The organism is Mesorhizobium sp. NZP2077, assembly GCF_013170805.1.
In the GTDB taxonomy this organism is placed as follows: Bacteria; Pseudomonadota; Alphaproteobacteria; order Rhizobiales; family Rhizobiaceae; genus Mesorhizobium.
In genome coordinates this window covers 4488142-4505704 of sequence record NZ_CP051293.1, presented here as the reverse complement: position 1 = coordinate 4505704, position 17563 = coordinate 4488142, and the positions used below count along the sequence as shown (strand labels likewise).

At 61.8% G+C, this 17563-nt stretch carries 19 protein-coding genes and 1 pseudogene; all 20 read left to right on the top strand.

Translation table 11 applies throughout. The annotated features are described in order from the left end of the window. The first annotated feature begins 1 nt into the window (after nucleotide 1). The 20 genes and pseudogenes from rpsN to adh all read left to right on the top strand — a co-directional run bounded on the left by rpsN (nucleotide 2) and on the right by adh (nucleotide 17540). Entirely contained in the window at nucleotides 2-307 is a 306-nt protein-coding gene (rpsN, locus tag HGP13_RS22460; protein WP_013895695.1) for a 30S ribosomal protein S14, read from the top strand. A gap of 12 nt (nucleotides 308-319) precedes the next feature. Beyond that, a complete protein-coding gene (gene rpsH, locus HGP13_RS22455; protein WP_006205453.1) occupies nucleotides 320-718 on the top strand; it encodes a 30S ribosomal protein S8 in 399 nt (132 codons plus the stop codon). Nucleotides 719-807: 89 nt separating this feature from the next. Beyond that, nucleotides 808-1341 (top strand): 50S ribosomal protein L6, encoded by a 534-nt coding sequence (gene rplF / locus HGP13_RS22450; RefSeq protein WP_027028842.1) that lies wholly within the window; start codon nucleotides 808-810, stop codon nucleotides 1339-1341. Between the two features lie 137 nt (nucleotides 1342-1478). Then, nucleotides 1479-1838, top strand: a complete 360-nt coding sequence (gene rplR, locus HGP13_RS22445; protein WP_172229138.1) for a 50S ribosomal protein L18 — start codon at nucleotides 1479-1481, stop codon at nucleotides 1836-1838. 135 nt (nucleotides 1839-1973) lie between these two features. Further along, entirely contained in the window at nucleotides 1974-2537 is a 564-nt protein-coding gene (gene rpsE, locus HGP13_RS22440; protein ID WP_032933400.1) for a 30S ribosomal protein S5, read from the top strand. Nucleotides 2538-2561: 24 nt separating this feature from the next. Next, a complete protein-coding gene (gene rpmD, locus HGP13_RS22435; protein ID WP_172229136.1) occupies nucleotides 2562-2759 on the top strand; it encodes a 50S ribosomal protein L30 in 198 nt (65 codons plus the stop codon). Between the two features lie 22 nt (nucleotides 2760-2781). Then, the gene (rplO, locus tag HGP13_RS22430) at nucleotides 2782-3255 is read left to right on the top strand and encodes a 50S ribosomal protein L15 (RefSeq protein ID WP_027044981.1); all 474 of its coding nucleotides are present in this window, start codon (nucleotides 2782-2784) and stop codon (nucleotides 3253-3255) included. Nucleotides 3256-3449: 194 nt separating this feature from the next. Continuing rightward, nucleotides 3450-4790, top strand: a complete 1341-nt coding sequence (secY, locus tag HGP13_RS22425) for a preprotein translocase subunit SecY (RefSeq protein ID WP_015317976.1) — start codon at nucleotides 3450-3452, stop codon at nucleotides 4788-4790. Further along, a complete protein-coding gene (locus HGP13_RS22420) occupies nucleotides 4787-5383 on the top strand; it encodes an adenylate kinase (protein ID WP_172229134.1) in 597 nt (198 codons plus the stop codon). The genes secY and HGP13_RS22420 overlap by 4 nt, the downstream gene beginning before the upstream one ends. A gap of 218 nt (nucleotides 5384-5601) precedes the next feature. Next, entirely contained in the window at nucleotides 5602-5970 is a 369-nt protein-coding gene (gene rpsM, locus HGP13_RS22415; RefSeq protein ID WP_006205445.1) for a 30S ribosomal protein S13, read from the top strand. 139 nt (nucleotides 5971-6109) lie between these two features. Then, a complete protein-coding gene (rpsK, locus tag HGP13_RS22410; RefSeq protein ID WP_006205444.1) occupies nucleotides 6110-6499 on the top strand; it encodes a 30S ribosomal protein S11 in 390 nt (129 codons plus the stop codon). Nucleotides 6500-6601: 102 nt separating this feature from the next. Further along, nucleotides 6602-7612 carry a DNA-directed RNA polymerase subunit alpha gene (locus tag HGP13_RS22405; RefSeq protein WP_006205443.1) on the top strand — a complete coding sequence of 337 codons (1011 nt, stop codon included), beginning with the start codon at nucleotides 6602-6604 and terminating at the stop codon, nucleotides 7610-7612. Between the two features lie 104 nt (nucleotides 7613-7716). Continuing rightward, nucleotides 7717-8148: a 50S ribosomal protein L17 gene (gene rplQ / locus HGP13_RS22400; protein ID WP_172229132.1), complete on the top strand. Its 432-nt coding sequence runs from the start codon at nucleotides 7717-7719 to the stop codon at nucleotides 8146-8148. Nucleotides 8149-8327: 179 nt separating this feature from the next. Continuing rightward, nucleotides 8328-9821, top strand: coding sequence for a DegQ family serine endoprotease (locus tag HGP13_RS22395; RefSeq protein ID WP_172229130.1), 1494 nt, complete (start codon nucleotides 8328-8330; stop codon nucleotides 9819-9821). Nucleotides 9822-9862: 41 nt separating this feature from the next. Next, nucleotides 9863-11170 carry a replication-associated recombination protein A gene (locus HGP13_RS22390; protein WP_172229128.1) on the top strand — a complete coding sequence of 436 codons (1308 nt, stop codon included), beginning with the start codon at nucleotides 9863-9865 and terminating at the stop codon, nucleotides 11168-11170. A gap of 5 nt (nucleotides 11171-11175) precedes the next feature. Further along, nucleotides 11176-11853 (top strand): DUF930 domain-containing protein, encoded by a 678-nt coding sequence (locus tag HGP13_RS38025; protein ID WP_246707093.1) that lies wholly within the window; start codon nucleotides 11176-11178, stop codon nucleotides 11851-11853. Nucleotides 11854-12012: 159 nt separating this feature from the next. Further along, nucleotides 12013-12843, top strand: a complete 831-nt coding sequence (locus HGP13_RS22380) for an aspartyl/asparaginyl beta-hydroxylase domain-containing protein (protein ID WP_172229126.1) — start codon at nucleotides 12013-12015, stop codon at nucleotides 12841-12843. Between the two features lie 245 nt (nucleotides 12844-13088). Continuing rightward, nucleotides 13089-14744 (top strand): hypothetical protein, encoded by a 1656-nt coding sequence (locus tag HGP13_RS22375; protein WP_172229124.1) that lies wholly within the window; start codon nucleotides 13089-13091, stop codon nucleotides 14742-14744. Nucleotides 14745-14914: 170 nt separating this feature from the next. Continuing rightward, nucleotides 14915-15880, top strand: a pseudogene (locus HGP13_RS22370) (helix-turn-helix domain-containing protein). Between the two features lie 142 nt (nucleotides 15881-16022). Next, on the top strand, nucleotides 16023-17540 hold the full coding sequence (gene adh, locus HGP13_RS22365; RefSeq protein WP_172229122.1) for an aldehyde dehydrogenase: 1518 nt from the start codon (nucleotides 16023-16025) through the stop codon (nucleotides 17538-17540). The last annotated feature ends 23 nt before the right edge of the window (nucleotides 17541-17563 follow it).

Genomic DNA, 17563 nt, shown 5'->3' with positions numbered 1-17563 from the left:
AATGGCAAAGACCAGCTCAGTCGAGAAGAACAACAGGCGCCGCAAGCTTGCCGACCAGTACGGTCCCAAGCGCGCAGCGCTCAAGGCGATCATCATGGATCAGTCCAAGCCGATGGAGGAGCGCTTCCGCGCTCAGCTCAAGCTTGCCGCCATGCCGCGCAACTCGGCCAAGATCCGCATCCGCAACCGCTGCGAAGTCACCGGCCGTCCGCGTGCCTACTATCGGAAGCTCAAAGTATCGCGCATCGCGCTTCGTGATCTCGGCAATAACGGCCAGATCCCGGGCCTGGTCAAGTCGAGCTGGTAAGGAGGACATAACATGTCATTGAGCGATCCTCTCGGCGATATGCTGACCCGCATCCGCAACGCCTACGGCCGCAAGAAGTCGAGTGTCTCGACACCGGCTTCGCGTCTGCGCACCCGCGTCCTCGACGTGCTGAAGGCTGAAGGCTATATCCGCGACTACAGCCAGACCGACTTCGACAACGGCAAGTCCGAAATCGAAATCGAGCTGAAGTATTTCGACGGTGCGCCGGTCGTGCGCGAAATCGCCCGCGTTTCGAAGCCGGGCCGCCGCGTTTACGTCTCGGCCAAGTCGATCCCGCACGTCGCCAACGGCCTCGGCATCGCCATCCTTTCGACGCCGAAGGGCGTGATGGCCGATCACGAAGCACGCGAACAGAACGTCGGTGGCGAGATTCTCTGCCAGATCTTCTGATCTGGGAGCTGACCCGCAAAGTGGAATCCGGTCTTCGGATCGTTCCGAAGACAGAGACCTGAAACAAGAGAAGTGACGAGGACAACAAAATGTCTCGTATTGGAAAGAAACCCGTTTCGCTGCCGCAGGGCGTGACCGCGACCGTCAACGGCCAGACCGTGACGGCGAAGGGCCCCAAGGGCGAGCTGAAGTTCGTGGTGAACGACGAAGTCCTGGTCAAGATGGAAGGCAGCGAGATCGCTGTCCAGCCGCGCGACCAGACCAAGACCGCTCGCTCCAAGTGGGGTATGTCGCGCACGCAGATCGTCAACATTCTGCAGGGCGTGAAGGACGGCTTCGAGAAGAAGCTCGAGATCACCGGCGTCGGCTATCGTGCGGCACTTCAGGGCAAGAACCTGCAGCTGGCACTTGGCTTCAGCCATGACGTCGTTTACGAGACGCCGGCAGGCATCACCATCACGGTGCCGAAGCCGACGGAAATCACCGTGACCGGCATCAACAAGCAGCAGGTTGGCCAGGTGGCTGCCGAGATCCGCGAATACCGCGGCCCCGAGCCCTACAAGGGCAAGGGCGTCCGTTACGCTGGCGAGAAGATCGTCCGCAAGGAAGGCAAGAAGAAGTAGTGAGCTTGGCCCCGAAGGTTGCAGACTTTTCGGAAAGGGCCAAGCCAAAGAAGTGCAACGCCGCGGGGAGCGGTCGCGGGAGGCTCTTTCGCCTACCGCATATGGCGGCCCCCGTCTTTTGAAGGCAAGGAACTATCATGGCTAGCAAAGAGTCCATCCAGCGCCGCGCGCAGCGCGTCCGCCGTCAGATCAAGAAGGTCGCCGGCGAGCGTCCGCGTCTCTCGGTTCACCGCACGTCGAAGAACATCTACGTTCAGGTCATCGACGACGCCAAGGGCCACACCATCGCCGCCGCTTCGACCCTCGAAAAGGACCTCAAGGGTTCGCTCAAGACCGGCGCCGACACGGCGGCCGCCGCTGCGATCGGCAAGCTGATCGCCGAGCGCGCCACCAAGGCCGGCGTCAAGGAAGTCGTCTTCGATCGCGGCGCCTACATCTATCACGGCCGCGTCAAGGCGCTGGCAGAAGCTGCTCGCGAAGGCGGTCTCAGCTTCTAAGCATGATCCCGAAAAGTTGCAGACTTTTCGGATAAAGATTATGCGAAGGAAAAAATAACTTTCGCCCCCGGTGACCCACAGAGGCGCCGGATCTCATCATCAACCGTGCTTCCGGAAAAAAACAAGGAACAGGATATGGCACAGGAACGTAGGGAAGGCGGCCGCGGCCGCGAGCGTGAAGAGCGCGATGACGGCATGGTGGACAAGCTCGTCCACATCAACCGCGTCGCCAAGGTCGTCAAGGGCGGCCGTCGCTTTGGTTTTGCAGCACTCGTCGTCGTCGGAGACCAGAAGGGCCGCGTTGGCTTCGGTCACGGCAAGGCGCGCGAAGTGCCGGAAGCGATCCGCAAGGCAACCGAATCGGCAAAGCGCGACATGATCTTCGTGCCGCTGCGCTCGGGCCGTACGCTGCATCACGACGTCGAGGGACGTTGGGGCGCTGGACGCGTTCTGCTGCGCGCTGCCAAGCAGGGTACCGGCATCATCGCTGGCGGCCCGATGCGCGCTGTCTTCGAGACGCTCGGCATGCATGACGTGGTCGCCAAGTCGATGGGTTCGTCGAACCCTTACAACATGGTTCGCGCCACTTTCGACGCGCTGAAGAGCCAGATGCATCCCAAGGATGTGGCTGCTGCGCGTGGCATCAAGTATTCGACCCTTCAGGCCCGCCGCGGCACCGCCGTTGCGGCTGAAGAATAGTCGATCTGACCAGGGATTTTGACCATGGCCAAGAAAGTAACCAAGACCATCACCGTTGAGCAGATCGGTTCGCCGATCCGCCGTCCGAAGGAACAGCGCGCGACGCTGGTCGGCCTCGGCCTCAACAAGATGCACAAGCAGCGCACGCTGGAAGATACGCCTTCCGTGCGCGGCATGATCGCCGCCGTTCAGCATCTCGTCCGCGTCGTGGACGAGGGCTGAGCCAAAGCGCAGGAGAACCCAGATGAAACTCAACGATCTGCGTGACAAGGACGGCGCGACGCACTCCAAGAAGCGTCTCGGCCGTGGCATCGGTTCCGGCTCCGGCAAGACCGCCGGTCGCGGCGTCAAGGGCCAGAAGGCGCGTTCCGGCGTCGCCATCAACGGCTTCGAGGGTGGCCAGATGCCGCTCTACCGGCGCCTGCCGAAGCGTGGCTTCAACAACATCTTCGCCAAGAGCTTCACCGTCGTGTCGCTGGCCCGTATCCAGGTCGCCATCGACGCCAAGAAGCTCGACGCCAAGGCAACCGTGACGGCTGAATCGCTCGTTGCCGCCGGCGTCATTCGCCGCGTCAAGGACGGCGTGCGCATCCTCTCGGATGGTGAGATCAAGGCAAAGCTCGCCTTTGACGTCGCCGGCGCCTCGAAGGCAGCGATCGAGAAGATCGAAAAGGCCGGCGGTTCGGTCAAGCTGCCGGAAAAGGCAGCTGCCGAGTAACGGCAATTTGAAGCGCGATCGGCAAGAATGGGATCCCGTTTTTGCTCACGATTGCGCTTTGATCTGCTCAATTAAGCGGCCGCGTCAACGCGGCCGCTTGCATGTTTAGAGCCCGGAGCTTATCTCGTGAGCTTCGGTGAAACGCACCGCCTGACCTCACGGGCCATCAAGCGTTACCAAGCGGAGAATCAGGCATGGCTTCGGCTGCTGAACAACTAGCCTCGAATCTGAATTTCTCGGCCTTCGCCAAGGCGGAGGATCTGAAGAAACGCATCTGGTTCACCATCGGCGCACTGCTCGTCTATCGTCTCGGCACCTACATTCCGCTTCCCGGCATCAACCCCGACGCTTTCGCCCAGGCCTTCTCCTCGCAGAGCAAGGGCGTGCTCGGCATGTTCAACATGTTCGCCGGCGGCGCCGTGCAGCGCATGGCGATCTTTGCGCTCGGCATCATGCCTTACATCTCCGCCTCCATCATCATGCAGCTGATGACCTCGGTCATCCCGTCGCTGGAAGCGCTGAAAAAGGAAGGCGAACAGGGCCGCAAGGTCATCAACCAGTACACGCGCTACGGCACCGTGCTGCTCGCACTTGTGCAGGCCTATGGCATTTCGGTGGGGCTGGAGAACGGCAACGGCATCGTCAGCGATCCCGGCATGTTCTTCCGCATCTCCACCGTCGTCACGCTGGTTGGCGGCACCATGTTCCTGATGTGGCTTGGTGAGCAGATCACCGCGCGCGGTATCGGCAACGGCATTTCGCTGATCATCTTCTCCGGCATCGTCGCCGGCCTGCCGCATGCCATTTCCGGCACGCTGGAGCTCGGCCGCACCGGCGCCCTGTCGACCGGCCTGATCCTGGCGATCATCGTTCTGGCCATCGTCGTCATCGCGCTCATCGTGTTCTTCGAGCGCGCCCAGCGCCGGTTGCTGATCCAGTATCCGAAGCGCCAGGTCGGCAACCGTATGTTCCAGGGCGATACCTCGCATTTGCCGCTGAAGCTCAACACGTCGGGCGTCATTCCGCCGATCTTCGCATCGTCGCTGCTCCTGCTGCCGGCCACCGTCGCCGGCTTCTCGCAGACCACCAACATGCCGGCCTGGGCGAGCACCATCCTGGCCTCGCTCGGCCACGGCCAGCCGCTCTACATGGCATTCTATGCGGCGATGATCGTGTTCTTCGCCTTCTTCTACACAGCGATTGTCTTCAACCCGAAGGACACCGCCGACCAGCTCAAGAAGCATTCGGGCTTCATCCCGGGCTATCGTCCGGGCGAGCGCACCGCCGATTACATCGATTACGTTCTCACCCGCATCACCGTCGTCGGCGCCATCTATCTGGTGCTGGTGTGCCTGCTGCCGGAGTTCCTGATCTCGGCGACTGGCGTACCATTCTACCTTGGTGGCACATCGCTTCTGATCGTGGTCAGTGTCACGCTCGATACGGTTGCGCAGATTCAGGGTCACCTGATCGCGCACCAGTATGAAGGCCTGATCAAGAAGTCGAAGCTGCGCGGGGGGAAGAAAGCCAGATGAGGTTGATTTTGCTTGGGCCGCCAGGGGCGGGCAAGGGGACACAAGCACAAAGACTGGTAGACAAATACGGCATACCCCAGCTTTCGACGGGCGACATGCTGCGTGCCGCCGTTCAGGCCGGGTCCGAAGTCGGCAAGCGTGCCAAGGCGGTGATGGATGCCGGTGAGCTGGTGTCCGACGCCATCGTCAACGCCATCGTCGCCGAGCGGATCGACCAGGCCGATTGCACCGGGGGCTTCATCCTCGACGGCTATCCGCGCACGCTGGTACAGGCCGATGCGGTTGATCAGATGCTCTCGGAGCGTGGCATCGGCCTCGACACGGTCATCGAACTGGTCGTCGACGACAGGGCCTTGGTCGGCCGCATCGTCAAGCGTGCCGAGGATGCCAAGGCGGCCGGCCAGCCGGTGCGCAAGGACGACAATCCCGCGGTGTTCGAGGAGCGCCTGCGCGAGTACTACAAGAAGACCGCTCCGCTGACCGGCTATTATTACGCCAAGGGCAGGCTCAAGACGGTCGACGGCATGGCCAGCATCGATGCGGTGACCGCCGAGATCGAAGCTGTGCTCGCAGCGGCCGCAAAGCAGCGGTAAGGGAATTTAAAGATTAAGCTTGACGGGGGCGGTTCGCTGCGGTATGGCGGCCCGTCTTCCTATCAGGTGCGCACTTTGCTTGTCCGCAAGGGCAAGGCAGTCGCTTTGAACTGGAAACTCCCGCAAGGGCCGGCCTCCACCGGACGCGGGGCAATCTGAACAACGCCGGGCCTGCCTTGTTTTGAAGGTCGGCCGGCCCACATGGAGAAGAGAAGAACATGGCTCGTATAGCCGGCGTCAACATTCCGACCAACAAGCGCGTCGTCATTGCGCTTCAGTACATTCACGGCATTGGCAAGAAGTTCGCCCAGGAGATCGTCGACAAGGTCGGCATCCCGGCCGAGCGCCGCGTCAACCAGCTGACCGACGCGGAAGTGCTGCAGATCCGCGAGACCATCGACCGCGACTACCAGGTCGAAGGCGACCTGCGCCGCGAAGTCTCGATGAACATCAAGCGCCTCATGGACCTCGGCTGCTACCGCGGCCTGCGTCACCGCCGCTCGCTGCCGGTTCGCGGCCAGCGCACGCACACCAATGCACGTACCCGCAAGGGCCCGGCCAAGTCGATCGCCGGCAAGAAGAAGTAATTTGGGGCGGTAAGGGAGTAGGGCAGTAAGGCAATAGGACCGGCAGACATACTGCCCTACTGCCATATTCCCCTACTGCCTTCTCCCTGGTGGAGCCGCTGGCATTACGGCGGTGTAGAGATCAACTGAAAGGACTATCATGGCCAAGGAAGCCGCTCGTGTTCGCCGTCGCGAACGCAAGAATATCTCGTCGGGCGTTGCCCACGTCAATTCGACCTTCAACAATACGATGATCACCATCACCGACGCGCAGGGCAATTCGATTGCCTGGTCGTCGGCCGGTGCCCAGGGCTTCAAGGGTTCGCGCAAGTCGACTCCGTTCGCCGCCCAGATGGCTGCCGAGGACGTTGCCAAGAAGGCCCAGGAACACGGCATGCGCATGCTCGAAGTCGAGGTCTGCGGACCTGGCTCGGGTCGTGAATCGGCTTTGCGCGCCCTGCAGGCGGCCGGCTTCACCATCACCTCGATCCGTGATGTGACGCCGATCCCGCACAATGGCTGCCGCCCGCGCAAGAAGCGCCGCGTCTAAGAAATTACCGAACGCCGCGTGAACGCTGAAAGGCGTTCCTCCGCGGTATTCCAGGTCGCCCGCCACGATTGGATGGTGGCGGGTCAACGGAAGGAAAGCATCATGATCCAGAAAAATTGGCAGGAACTGATCAAGCCGAACAAGATCGAGTTCTCGTCGAAGAAGAAGACTCTGACCACGCTCGTCGCCGAGCCGCTCGAGCGCGGCTTTGGCCTCACGCTCGGCAACGCGCTGCGCCGCGTGCTTCTGTCTTCGCTGCGCGGTGCGGCTGTCACTGCCGTGCAGATCGACGGCGTCCTGCATGAATTCTCGTCCATCGCAGGTGTACGCGAGGACGTGACCGACATCGTCTTGAACATCAAGGAAATCGCCATCCGTATGGAAGGCGACGGCCCCAAGCGCATGGTCGTTCGCAAGCAGGGCCCAGGTGCGGTTCTGGCCGGCGACATCCAGACGGTTGGCGACGTCGAGATCCTCAACCCCGACCACGTCATCTGCACGCTGGACGAAGGCGCTGAAATCCGCATGGAATTCACCGTCGACACAGGCAAGGGTTACGTGCCGGCCGAGCGCAACCGCGCCGAGGACGCGCCGATCGGCCTGATCCCGGTCGACAGCCTCTACTCGCCGGTCAAGAAGGTCTCCTACAAGGTCGAAAACACCCGCGAGGGCCAGGTTCTCGACTATGACAAGCTGACCATGACGATCGAGACCGACGGTTCGATCTCGGGCGAGGACGCGGTGGCTTTCGCCGCCCGCATCCTGCAGGACCAGCTCGGCCTGTTCGTCAACTTCGACGAGCCGCAGAAGGAAGTCGCTGCCGAAGCCGTCACCGAGCTCGCCTTCAACCCGGCGCTGCTCAAGAAGGTCGATGAACTCGAGCTTTCGGTGCGTTCGGCCAACTGCCTGAAGAACGACAACATCGTCTACATCGGCGATCTCATCCAGAAGACCGAAGCCGAGATGCTGCGCACCCCGAACTTCGGCCGCAAGTCGCTGAACGAGATCAAGGAAGTTCTGGCGGCGATGGGCCTGCACCTCGGTATGGAAGTGCCGGACTGGCCGCCGGAAAACATCGAAGACCTCGCCAAGCGTTACGAAGATCAATATTGAGCATGAATTCCAAGGATCGGCGGCATGGGCCGCTCGATCCGACGGTCATGCGGAAAACCATCAGAGGCCGCGGCCTCTTGAATAACTGAAGAAGGAAAAGAGCCATGCGCCACGGTTTCAAAGGCCGCCGCTTCGCTAGAAGCATTAGCCATCGCAAGTCGATGTTCGCCAACCTCGCCGTGTCGCTGCTCGAGCACGAGCAGATCGTCACCACGCTGCCGAAGGCCAAGGACCTGCGTCCGATCGTCGAGAAGCTAGTGACGCTCGGCAAGCGCGGCGACCTGCACGCCCGCCGTCAGGTCATTGCCCAGATCGGCAATGAAGGCGTCGTCAAGCGTCTGTTCGACACCATCGCGCCGCGCTACGCCAACCGCAATGGCGGCTATCTGCGCATCATGAAGGCGGGCTTCCGTCACGGCGACAATGCCGCAATGGCCGTCATCGAGTTCGTCGATCGCGACACCTCGGCCAAGGGCGCCGGCGATCGCGCCCGCATCGAAGCCGAAGGCAGCGAAGCGGACGCCGCAGCCGCATAAGGCTACTTCTTTCTGACTGAATTGAAGGGGCCTGCGGGCCCCTTTTTCTTATTCTGCGCGTCGAGGCGCGTCCACAACGGTCAGCCGACGAGAAAATAATCGGATTTCAGCGGCTTAGCCTTTGATTTTGCACAATCGTCGGGACAAATGCGCCCGAACTTGCCTTGGAGGATTCGCGAATGCGCGCCAAAAGACTGTCCCTCGTTCTGCTCTGCGCCTTCATGGTGTTCGCAGCCGCACCGGCAGTTCGGCAGGCGCTGGCCGAAGACGCAGCAAAGCCTGCCGATCCCGGCCTGTCGGACGTGCTGACTGACCTGTTGCATGGCGTTGAAGGCGAGAATTCCACCTCCGGTCCAGACAAGCGCGTGCCGTTCGGCCGCGAGGAGGTGCAGCTTTCGTTCGCGCCGCTGGTCAAGCAGACGGCGCCGGCCGTGGTCAACGTCTACGCCTCGCAGACGGCCAAGGTCACATCGCCTTTTGAAGGTGATCCGTTCTTCGAGGAATTTTTCGGCCGCGCCCAGCCGCGCGCGCAGTCTTCGCTCGGCTCGGGCGTACTCGTCGATCCGAGCGGTGTCATCGTCACCAATTACCACGTCATCAAGGATGCCGACGAGGTCAAGGTGGCGACCGCCGACGGGCGCGAATTCACCAGCAAGGTGATGCTCAAGGACGAGACGCTCGACCTTGCCGTGCTCAAGATCGAATCCGACAAGCCATTCCCGGTCATCGCCATCGGCGATTCCGACGCGCTCGAGGTCGGCGACCTGGTGCTGGCCATCGGCAACCCCTTCGGCGTCGGCCAGACCACCACCAGCGGCATCGTTTCGGCACTTGCCCGCAGCCATATCGGCGTTTCGGATTCGGGCTATTTCATCCAGACCGACGCGGCTATCAATCCCGGCAATTCCGGCGGCGCGCTGATCAACATGGGCGGCCAGCTGGTCGGCATCAACACCGCGATCTACAGCCGCAGCGGCGGCTCGATCGGCATCGGCTTTGCCATCCCCGCAAACATGGTGCGGGCTTTTGCCGATGCCGCCAAGGCAGGCCTCGATTTCTTCGAACGGCCCTATATCGGCGCCGAGTTCGAAGCGGTGACGCCGCAGATCGCCGAATCGCTCGGCATGGAAAAGCCGACCGGGGCGTTGGTCTCTTCCGTCGAAGCAACCGGACCGGCGGCCAAGGCTGGGCTGAAGGCGGGCGATGTCGTGCTGCAGATCAACGGCAAGCCCGTCGAGAGCATCGAGGCGCTGGACTATCGCATGGCGACGCTGTCGATCGGCACCAAGGCGAATTTCGCGATCCTGACCAAGGGCCAGCAAGCAGCCATGGACATCGCGCTGGAGCGCGCGCCGGAGGGTGCGAAAGCCTCGGAAGTGACGCTGCATGGCCGCAGCCCGTTTTCGGGCGCCAAGGTTGCCGAACTGTCACCGCGGCTGGCTCAGAAGCTTGGCCTGCGCACGGATCTCAAAGGCGTCACGGTGATCGACATCAACCGCGATTCGCCGGCCGCCGATTTCGGCTTCCAGCCGGGCGATATCGTGCGCGAGGTCAACGGCACCACCATCGACACCGCTGCAATGCTGGCGCAGGTAGCCCAGCAGGATACGCGCTGGTGGCGCTTTACCGTCGAGCGCGGCGGGCAGATACTGCGCCAGGTGTTGCGTTACTGAGTTCGATCTGAAGGGATCGCGCTCCAAACCAAAAGAAGTGCATGGCCGATCTGTTCAGCGTTGACGAACCGGAGAAGGCGCCGCCCGGGCGGCCGCTGGCCGACAGGCTGCGGCCGAAGAATCTTGACGAGGTCGTTGGCCAGGAGCATCTGACCGGCCCCGATGGCGCCCTGACCCGGCTGATCGGCTCAGGTTCGCTCGGTTCGATGATCTTCTGGGGGCCGCCGGGCACCGGCAAGACCACTGTGGCAAGGTTGCTCGCCGGCGAGACCAGCCTTGCCTTCGAGCAGATATCCGCGGTCTTTTCCGGCGTCGCCGACCTGAAGAAAGTCTTCGAGGCGGCCAAGCTGCGCCGCGCCAATGGCCGCCAGACCCTGCTTTTCGTCGACGAGATACATCGCTTCAACCGCGCCCAGCAGGATTCTTTCTTGCCTGTCATGGAGGATGGGACGGTCGTTCTGGTCGGCGCCACGACCGAAAACCCGTCCTTCGAACTCAACGCGGCCCTGTTGTCCCGCGCGCGCGTCATGGTTTTCCATTCGCTCGGCGAGGAGAGCATCGCCAAGCTGATGGTGCGGGCGGAGGAGACGGAGGGCAGGGCGCTGCCGCTCGATGACGAGGCGCGTACGATGCTCATTCGTATGAGCGATGGCGATGGACGCGCCTCGCTAACGCTGGCAGAGGAGGTCTGGCGTGCCGCCAAGCCCGGCGAGATCTTCGATCCGGAAGGGCTGCAGCGCATCGTCCAGCGCCGTGCACCGATCTACGACAAGGGCCAGGACGGCCACTACAATCTGATCTCTGCGCTGCACAAATCGGTGCGTGGCTCCGACCCTGATGCAGCACTCTACTATCTCGCGCGCATGTTCGACGCCGGCGAGGATCCGCTCTATCTCGGCCGCCGGCTGGTGCGCATGGCTATGGAGGACATCGGCCTTGCCGATCCACAAGCGCTGGTCGTCGCCAATGCCGCCAAGGATGCGTATGACTATCTGGGCTCGCCGGAGGGCGAGCTCGCCTTTGCCGAGGCCACCGTCTATCTCGCCACCGCGCCCAAATCCAATGCCGTCTACACCGCCTTCAAGGCGGCCACGCGCGCTGCCAAGGAGCATGGCTCGCTGCTGCCGCCAAAGCACATCCTCAACGCGCCGACCAAGCTGATGAAGGAAGAGGATTACGGCGCCGGCTATCGCTATGACCATGATGAGCCGGACGCCTTTTCGGGCCAGGACTATTTTCCCGAGAAGATGGGCCGCCAGACCTTCTACGATCCGCCTGAGCGTGGGTTCGAGCGCGATATCCGAAAGCGGCTCGACTATTGGGCAAAGCTGCGCAAAGAGCGGGAATAACTGGCTTGCGCGGCCCGGTGGTCGTCACGCTTCGAAGCGAGGCCTCGCCATGGGGGATTCACGCCTCGGTTGTTCTTCACACGCTGCTCGCAGCAACGCTGGCCTTGATGCCGTTGCCGAAGCCGCCGAAGCGGCTGGAAGAGGAACGGGTGTCGGTTGACATTCTGACGCCGCAGCAGTTCGAGGCGTCGACCAGACCGCCGCCAGTGCAAGCAGCGCCGCCGGCACCAGAGGCGCGAGCGCCGGTGCCCACACCATCGCCGAGTGCTGCCCAATCTCCACCGCCCAGCGCGCCGGCCATGATCCGGCCGACCGAAATGCTGTCGGCCAAGACGCTCGCCGATCCGCGCAGCCGGCAGGCGCGCGCCGATCTTGCGACCTTCGCTTCCGACGAGCGCATGGTGCAATTGTGCAATATCGAGGCCATGGACCAGATCCGGCGTTGGCGCGCGGACTTTCAGCCGGAACGCGTCGTGCCTTACGCAACGGCCGAGGAGAAGGTCCGCGGCACCATGATCGCCGCCGACGGCGCGGCTTTCCGCAGTCGCAAAAACTGGTATAATTTGAAGTTCAAATGCCAGCTCGCACACGACGGCGAAAGCGTCATCGGCTTTGAGTTCCTGGTCGGCGACCCCGTGGCCAGGGAGAAATGGGACGAGCTCGGTTTGCCAGCGGTGCATTGACCGAAGTCTGGCAAATTCCACCAGGCAGCTGCCAGGCCACGACGTCGTGGCGTTGTGCGGCGACCCAAAAAACCTTATCAAGGCGCACGGCCGGGCGGTGGTCGTTGCCGAGATTTGGCACACTCATTCGCAACAGGATCGCGCTCCGCGCGTGGAAAAATGACAAAAACTCTTCGCAAATCGCTTCGCAAATTCGCCATCGCCATCCCGCTTCTCGCCCTTGGCTTCTATTTCATCCCCATCCTGACGACGATCTTCATCGTTTGCGGCCTGATCGACGTGCTGCGCAACGACAGGAAGGATCTGTCGCTGTTTTCAGGCTACTTCCTCGGCAATGGCCTGTTCACCTGGCTTTTGTCGCCGTTCAACCTGGTGGTCGATCTGCTCTGCTACAGGAACCCCGGCGTCTGGAAGCTGCAGCAGTTTCCCGAGGACTATCAGCGCGAGGTCAATGAGGTCCTGGACATCTTCAAGGCGCGCAAGGACGAGATCATCGCCGACATCGACGCCAATTTCGGCGCCGGCCGGCGCGGCATGTATGTCTACCAGTGGTATGGCAAGCACAGGATCGACAACGTCGCCGAATTCAACAATGACTTCAAATACATCAAGACCATTGCCGTGTCGGTCTTCAGCAAGCGCGAATCGACCTCCTGGCACTTCGGTCCGCTGCGGCTCAGCCTGCGCATCCTCTACAATCTGGTGCCGGTGAAGTCGGAGATCTTCGTCGAATGCGGCAGCGTCAAGAACTACTGGTATGACAATCCGCTGTTCATTTTCGACGACACGCTGCTGCATCGCTCGGTCAACGAGTATGACGGTCGCCGCTACTGCGTGTTCATGGACATCATCAGGCCGTCCCCGGTTCCCAGGGTCATCGCCGGCATGCTCGCGGTTGTCTCGGTCAGCGTCGAACGCATCAATTCGATGTTCTACAAGAACTGGAAGATGATCGGCTCGACCAAGCCGAAGAAGGTCGAAACCACCTGAACAGAAACCCCGTCGACCGGCAGCGGTTCGCAAGTAAGCACCTCTGCCGGTTATCGCTGGGCCGCCCCATCTAGGCGTTCTCCATGCTCGCGCCTGGCGCGTTCGAGCAACGGCCCATTTGGGCTCTGAACAATTCATTATAAGAGTCTGTTCGCAAGATTCGCCGGAACGGCCCTTGGCGGCGTCAGGGGACGGCTCCGGTTTGGTCCCGACAATTCTGTCCCTTCTCTCCTTGACGGGTTCCAGTGACAAAGAACAAAATCTGCGGATTCTGGACGGGCACCTACCTATGCACCGTGTTGCTTGGGATCGCCCTCAGCGCCGCGTACGTAAATCTCGAAGAGTCCGCCTACTATTGGGACTTCGCGGCCTATTTCAACATGTTCAACCAGCAGGGCGCTCTCCTGGTCGAGAGCCCTTCCAAGTGGCTGAGCCAATTGAGCACCTCCATCGCGACGGAAGATTACGGCGTGGCGATCCTGGTGCCCCTGATGCCGTTTCACCTTGTTTTCGGCGGTTCAAGGCTTTCCTTCGTTGCCGCAATAGTCGCGGTTTACCTGGTCCCGGCGGTTCTTTTCATAGGCAGAATAAGCTATCAGGAAGCTGTGTCCGAGACGCCGTCCCGAAGTTGGATAGCCGTCTGGATCGCGGCCTTCCTGTATACGCCGTTCTGGGCGCCGACGCTTCGGGGAATGCCTGACGTTGCCGGTTGTCTCGCCCTGACCGCGGCAACCTATTTTCTCTGGAAATCCAGGTTCCTGACCCGCGAACCGGTGATAAGCGGAATATCCGTCGGCGCCTGCCTGTGGTTGGCGTTCATGCTGCGCCGCTGGTACGCCTATGCCGCAATAGGGATCACCGTTTCCGCGGCATTTTTCTGTCTGCTGCAGATCGCTAGGGACCGGGACTTTACCGCCTTGCGCAACGCGGTGTTGGGCGGCGTGTGCGCGATTTTCCTGATTGCCGCGACGGCGCTAAATTTCCAGCTGCCGTTGATCGCCAAGATTCTGCAAACCAGCTACGCCGTCCTTTACAGCGGATACAAGACGACCTTTGTCACCCAGCTCGGTGAAGTCGGATCCCGGCTCAGCTATCTGAACTGGGCGTTGATTGTAGTGGGCCTCTATATCTCGGTTTTGCGCGGCAACAGATTTTCCCTGTTCTGTGCCATGGCCTCGGTGTTCACCTTCTTGGCTTTCGGTCGGACGCAGGATCCGGAACGGCATCATTCGCTGCCGATATTTCTTTGGCTCTTCCCCGCCTATGCCCAGGCAATCGTTTCCCTCGTCTCCGTGCCAGGACTGAAATCGCGATGGTCGAGCGCCGCCATGGCCGTTGTCGCCGGATTTGCTTTTTTGGGCACGTTTTTTCCGGCCGGCCGTCAGCTGCTGTCCCCGGTTGGCTTTGTCTTCGCCGGGGAAGCCACGCTTCCACTTCGCCTCGACAATCTCCCCGAATACAGGCGCCTGATCCATGACCTCGTCGACAGGATGGAACCGAACGACCGCTTTTCGGTATTCGCGTCGGGTCCTGTGATGAGCGATGCGCTGTTGTTTGGCATGAACCGGGACCTGGTTGCCCATGTCGGATGGATGTGCCAGGTGGACAGTCGTGATCGGTTCCAGCCGGACGCATTGAAATCCAGATATGTTGTCGTGACCGACCACCCGGTTACCCATCTGCAACTGGGCGCGCAGATCTGCGTCACGATCCCGAACCGGTATATTCTTGAAGGGAAAGGCATCGGCGCCGCATATAAGCGTATTGCGGCATACCAGTTGTCCGACGGCGTTACCGGTTACCTCTATGAGCAGGTACGTCCGGTCAGCAAAGCGGAACTCGAAGCGCTTTACGCAGAGTTCAGGAAAAAATACCCCGGTTGGGCTACGCCTGAATGGTGACAATAATGTTGGCGGCGCTTGGGCGGGAGGCCGGGTCGGCCGCGTTCCATGGCTGCTGTTGGACCATTGTCTTATAGCGCCAGCAACCGCCGATCCCCTACATCTGATGCTGCGGATATATCTAGGCGGATATAACGCTGCTTGAGTTGGAAGCGCCTTGGGAGGATGAGGTGAGCGGACAGCCGGCCCATCATGCTGATATCGTCCAGGCCGCCATTGCCACCAGCGATGCCGCTCGATCGGCGTTGGTTGCCTCCTGGAGGCGCTCGCTCACGGTGCATGGGCTGGATCCTGGCCAACGACAGGCGCCTCGACGGCTGACCGAAGGCGAGTTCAGGCTGGCGCGGCAGCGGGTCGAGCAGTTGCTGCGGGCCGCGGATGCGAGTCTTGATCGTCTCTATCTTGCGGTCGGCGGCATTGGCTGTTGCGTCCTGCTCGCTGATCGCGACGGTGTCCCTGTCGAACGCCGCGGGGCTTCCGCCGATGACGGGACCTTCGACGAATGGGGCCTGTGGACCGGGACTGTATAGAGTGAGGACTCCGAGGGCACCAACGGCATCGGCACATGTTTGGCCGACCAGCGCGCGCTGACCATTCATCGTGACCAGCACTTCTTTTCGAGCAACACGCTGCTCAGTTGTACGACGGCGCCGATTTACGACCACGAGGGCAATCTGGCTGCCGCGCTCGATGTCTCGTCCTGCCGGTCGGATCTGACCGAAGGCTTTGTCGGCCTGATCGCCATGGCGGTCGGCGATGCCGCCCGCCGCATCGAGGCCGAGAATTTTCGGCTGTCTTTTCCCAATGCCCGCATTCTGCTTGCCTCGGCGGCCGAGCGCAGCGCCGGCGCGCTGATTGCGGTCAACGGCGATGATCTGGTCGTCGGCGCGACACGCTCGGCGCGGCAGACCCTCGGCATCACGCAACAGGCGCTGGCTCGGGGGCTGCCCGCCGCCGACATCCTCGGCGACGTCGCCGAGGCCGCGGAGGAACTCGAAGAGGCGGAGCGCGGAGTAATCCAGCGGGCGATCGCGCGCGCCGATGGCAACGTCTCCGCCGCCGCGCACAATCTCGGCATTTCCCGGGCTACGTTGCATCGCAAGCTGGCCCGCTTCGGTATCCGCCGGCCGCATTGAAGTTTCGGCGCCGAACCTGTCGCAATCCTGCGACAGTCGGCCTGGTGCGGATGACTTGCCCGGGCTGACAAAGCCTGATGGCATCCTCACTCTCCCTCGCAGCGCGGTACATCCCGTACCGCTGTTTCCTGGGAGGAAGACAATGAATAAGGTGGAATTTTCACGCACGGCCAAGGTTCCCTTCGCCAAGCGCTACGACAACTACATCGGCGGCAAATGGGTGGCGCCGCATTCAGGACGGTATTTCGATAACATCTCGCCGGTCAACGGGAAGCCGTTGGGCGAAATCGCGCGTTCGGATGCAAACGACATCGAGGCGGCCCTCGACGCCGCGCACAAGGCCAAAGACGCCTGGGGTAAGACCACCCCGGCTGCGCGCGCGTTGATGCTCAACCGTATCGCCGACCGCATGGAAGACAATCTTGACCTCCTGGCGCTCGCCGAGACCTGGGACAATGGCAAGCCGATCCGCGAGACGACTGCCGCCGATCTGCCGCTCGCCATCGACCATTTCCGCTATTTCGCCGGTGCTTTGCGCGCCCAGGAAGGCAGCCTGTCGCAAATCGACGATGACACCGTCGCCTATCATTTCCATGAGCCGCTTGGCGTCGTCGGCCAGATCATTCCCTGGAATTTCCCGCTGCTGATGGCGGTTTGGAAACTGGCGCCGGCCCTTGCCGCCGGCAACTGCGTGGTGCTGAAGCCGGCCGAACAGACGCCGGCCACCATCATGCTGTGGGCGGACCTCGTCGGCGATCTCTTGCCGGATGGCGTGCTCAACATCGTCAACGGCTTTGGCCTCGAAGCCGGCAAGCCGCTCGCCTCGTCGAACCGCATCGCCAAGATCGCCTTCACCGGCGAGACGACGACCGGTCGGCTGATCTCGCAATATGCCAGCCAGAACCTCATTCCGGTGACGCTCGAACTCGGTGGCAAGTCGCCCAACATCTTCTTCCAGGACGTGACATCGGAAGATGACGACTTCTTCGACAAGGCAATCGAAGGTTTCGTCATGTTCGCGCTCAACCAGGGCGAGGTCTGCACCTGCCCCAGCCGGGCGCTGGTGCATGAGAAGATCTACGACAAGTTCATGGATCGCGCCCTGAAGCGCGTTGCCGCCATTGTCCAGGGCGATCCCCTCGATCCGGCCACGATGATCGGTGCACAGGCGTCGGGCGAACAGCTGGAGAAGATCCTCAGCTATTTCGACATCGGCAGGCAGGAAGGCGCCGAGGTGCTGATCGGTGGCGAGCGGAACCATCTGCCGGGCGATCTGGCCGGCGGCTATTACGTCAAGCCGACCGTGTTCAAGGGCCACAACAAGATGCGCGTCTTCCAGGAGGAGATTTTCGGGCCGGTGGTCTCGGTGACGACCTTCAAGGACGACGACGAGGCGCTGTCGATCGCCAACGACACGCTCTACGGCCTCGGCGCCGGCATCTGGAGCCGCGACGCCAACCGCTGCTACCGCTTCGGCCGCGCCATCCAGGCCGGCCGTGTCTGGACCAACTGCTACCATGCCTATCCGGCGCACGCGGCGTTCGGCGGCTACAAGCAGTCGGGCATCGGCCGTGAGAACCACAAGATGATGCTCGACCACTATCAGCAGACCAAGAACATGCTGGTCAGCTACAGCCCGAAGAAGCTCGGCTTCTTCTGAGAGCCCTCCCAGGGCCGATGATC

Excerpts from the sequence above, each read along its gene's own strand:
- HGP13_RS22380 (WP_172229126.1), top strand. The coding sequence starts at position 12,013 with ATGACAAAAACTCTTCGCAAATCGCTTCGCAAATTCGCCATCGCCATC.
- rplF (WP_027028842.1), top strand. The coding sequence starts at position 808 with ATGTCTCGTATTGGAAAGAAACCCGTTTCGCTGCCGCAGGGCGTGACC.
- rpsH (WP_006205453.1), top strand. The coding sequence starts at position 320 with ATGTCATTGAGCGATCCTCTCGGCGATATGCTGACCCGCATCCGCAAC.
- rplR (WP_172229138.1), top strand. The coding sequence starts at position 1,479 with ATGGCTAGCAAAGAGTCCATCCAGCGCCGCGCGCAGCGCGTCCGCCGT.
- rpsK (WP_006205444.1), top strand. The coding sequence starts at position 6,110 with ATGGCCAAGGAAGCCGCTCGTGTTCGCCGTCGCGAACGCAAGAATATC.
- rpsM (WP_006205445.1), top strand. The coding sequence starts at position 5,602 with ATGGCTCGTATAGCCGGCGTCAACATTCCGACCAACAAGCGCGTCGTC.
- HGP13_RS22395 (WP_172229130.1), top strand. The coding sequence starts at position 8,328 with ATGCGCGCCAAAAGACTGTCCCTCGTTCTGCTCTGCGCCTTCATGGTG.
- secY (WP_015317976.1), top strand. The coding sequence starts at position 3,450 with ATGGCTTCGGCTGCTGAACAACTAGCCTCGAATCTGAATTTCTCGGCC.
- rpsN (WP_013895695.1), top strand. The coding sequence starts at position 2 with ATGGCAAAGACCAGCTCAGTCGAGAAGAACAACAGGCGCCGCAAGCTT.
- HGP13_RS22390 (WP_172229128.1), top strand. The coding sequence starts at position 9,863 with ATGGCCGATCTGTTCAGCGTTGACGAACCGGAGAAGGCGCCGCCCGGG.
- HGP13_RS22420 (WP_172229134.1), top strand. The coding sequence starts at position 4,787 with ATGAGGTTGATTTTGCTTGGGCCGCCAGGGGCGGGCAAGGGGACACAA.
- rpmD (WP_172229136.1), top strand. The coding sequence starts at position 2,562 with ATGGCCAAGAAAGTAACCAAGACCATCACCGTTGAGCAGATCGGTTCG.
- rpsE (WP_032933400.1), top strand. The coding sequence starts at position 1,974 with ATGGCACAGGAACGTAGGGAAGGCGGCCGCGGCCGCGAGCGTGAAGAG.
- rplQ (WP_172229132.1), top strand. The coding sequence starts at position 7,717 with ATGCGCCACGGTTTCAAAGGCCGCCGCTTCGCTAGAAGCATTAGCCAT.
- adh (WP_172229122.1), top strand. The coding sequence starts at position 16,023 with ATGAATAAGGTGGAATTTTCACGCACGGCCAAGGTTCCCTTCGCCAAG.
- HGP13_RS22405 (WP_006205443.1), top strand. The coding sequence starts at position 6,602 with ATGATCCAGAAAAATTGGCAGGAACTGATCAAGCCGAACAAGATCGAG.
- rplO (WP_027044981.1), top strand. The coding sequence starts at position 2,782 with ATGAAACTCAACGATCTGCGTGACAAGGACGGCGCGACGCACTCCAAG.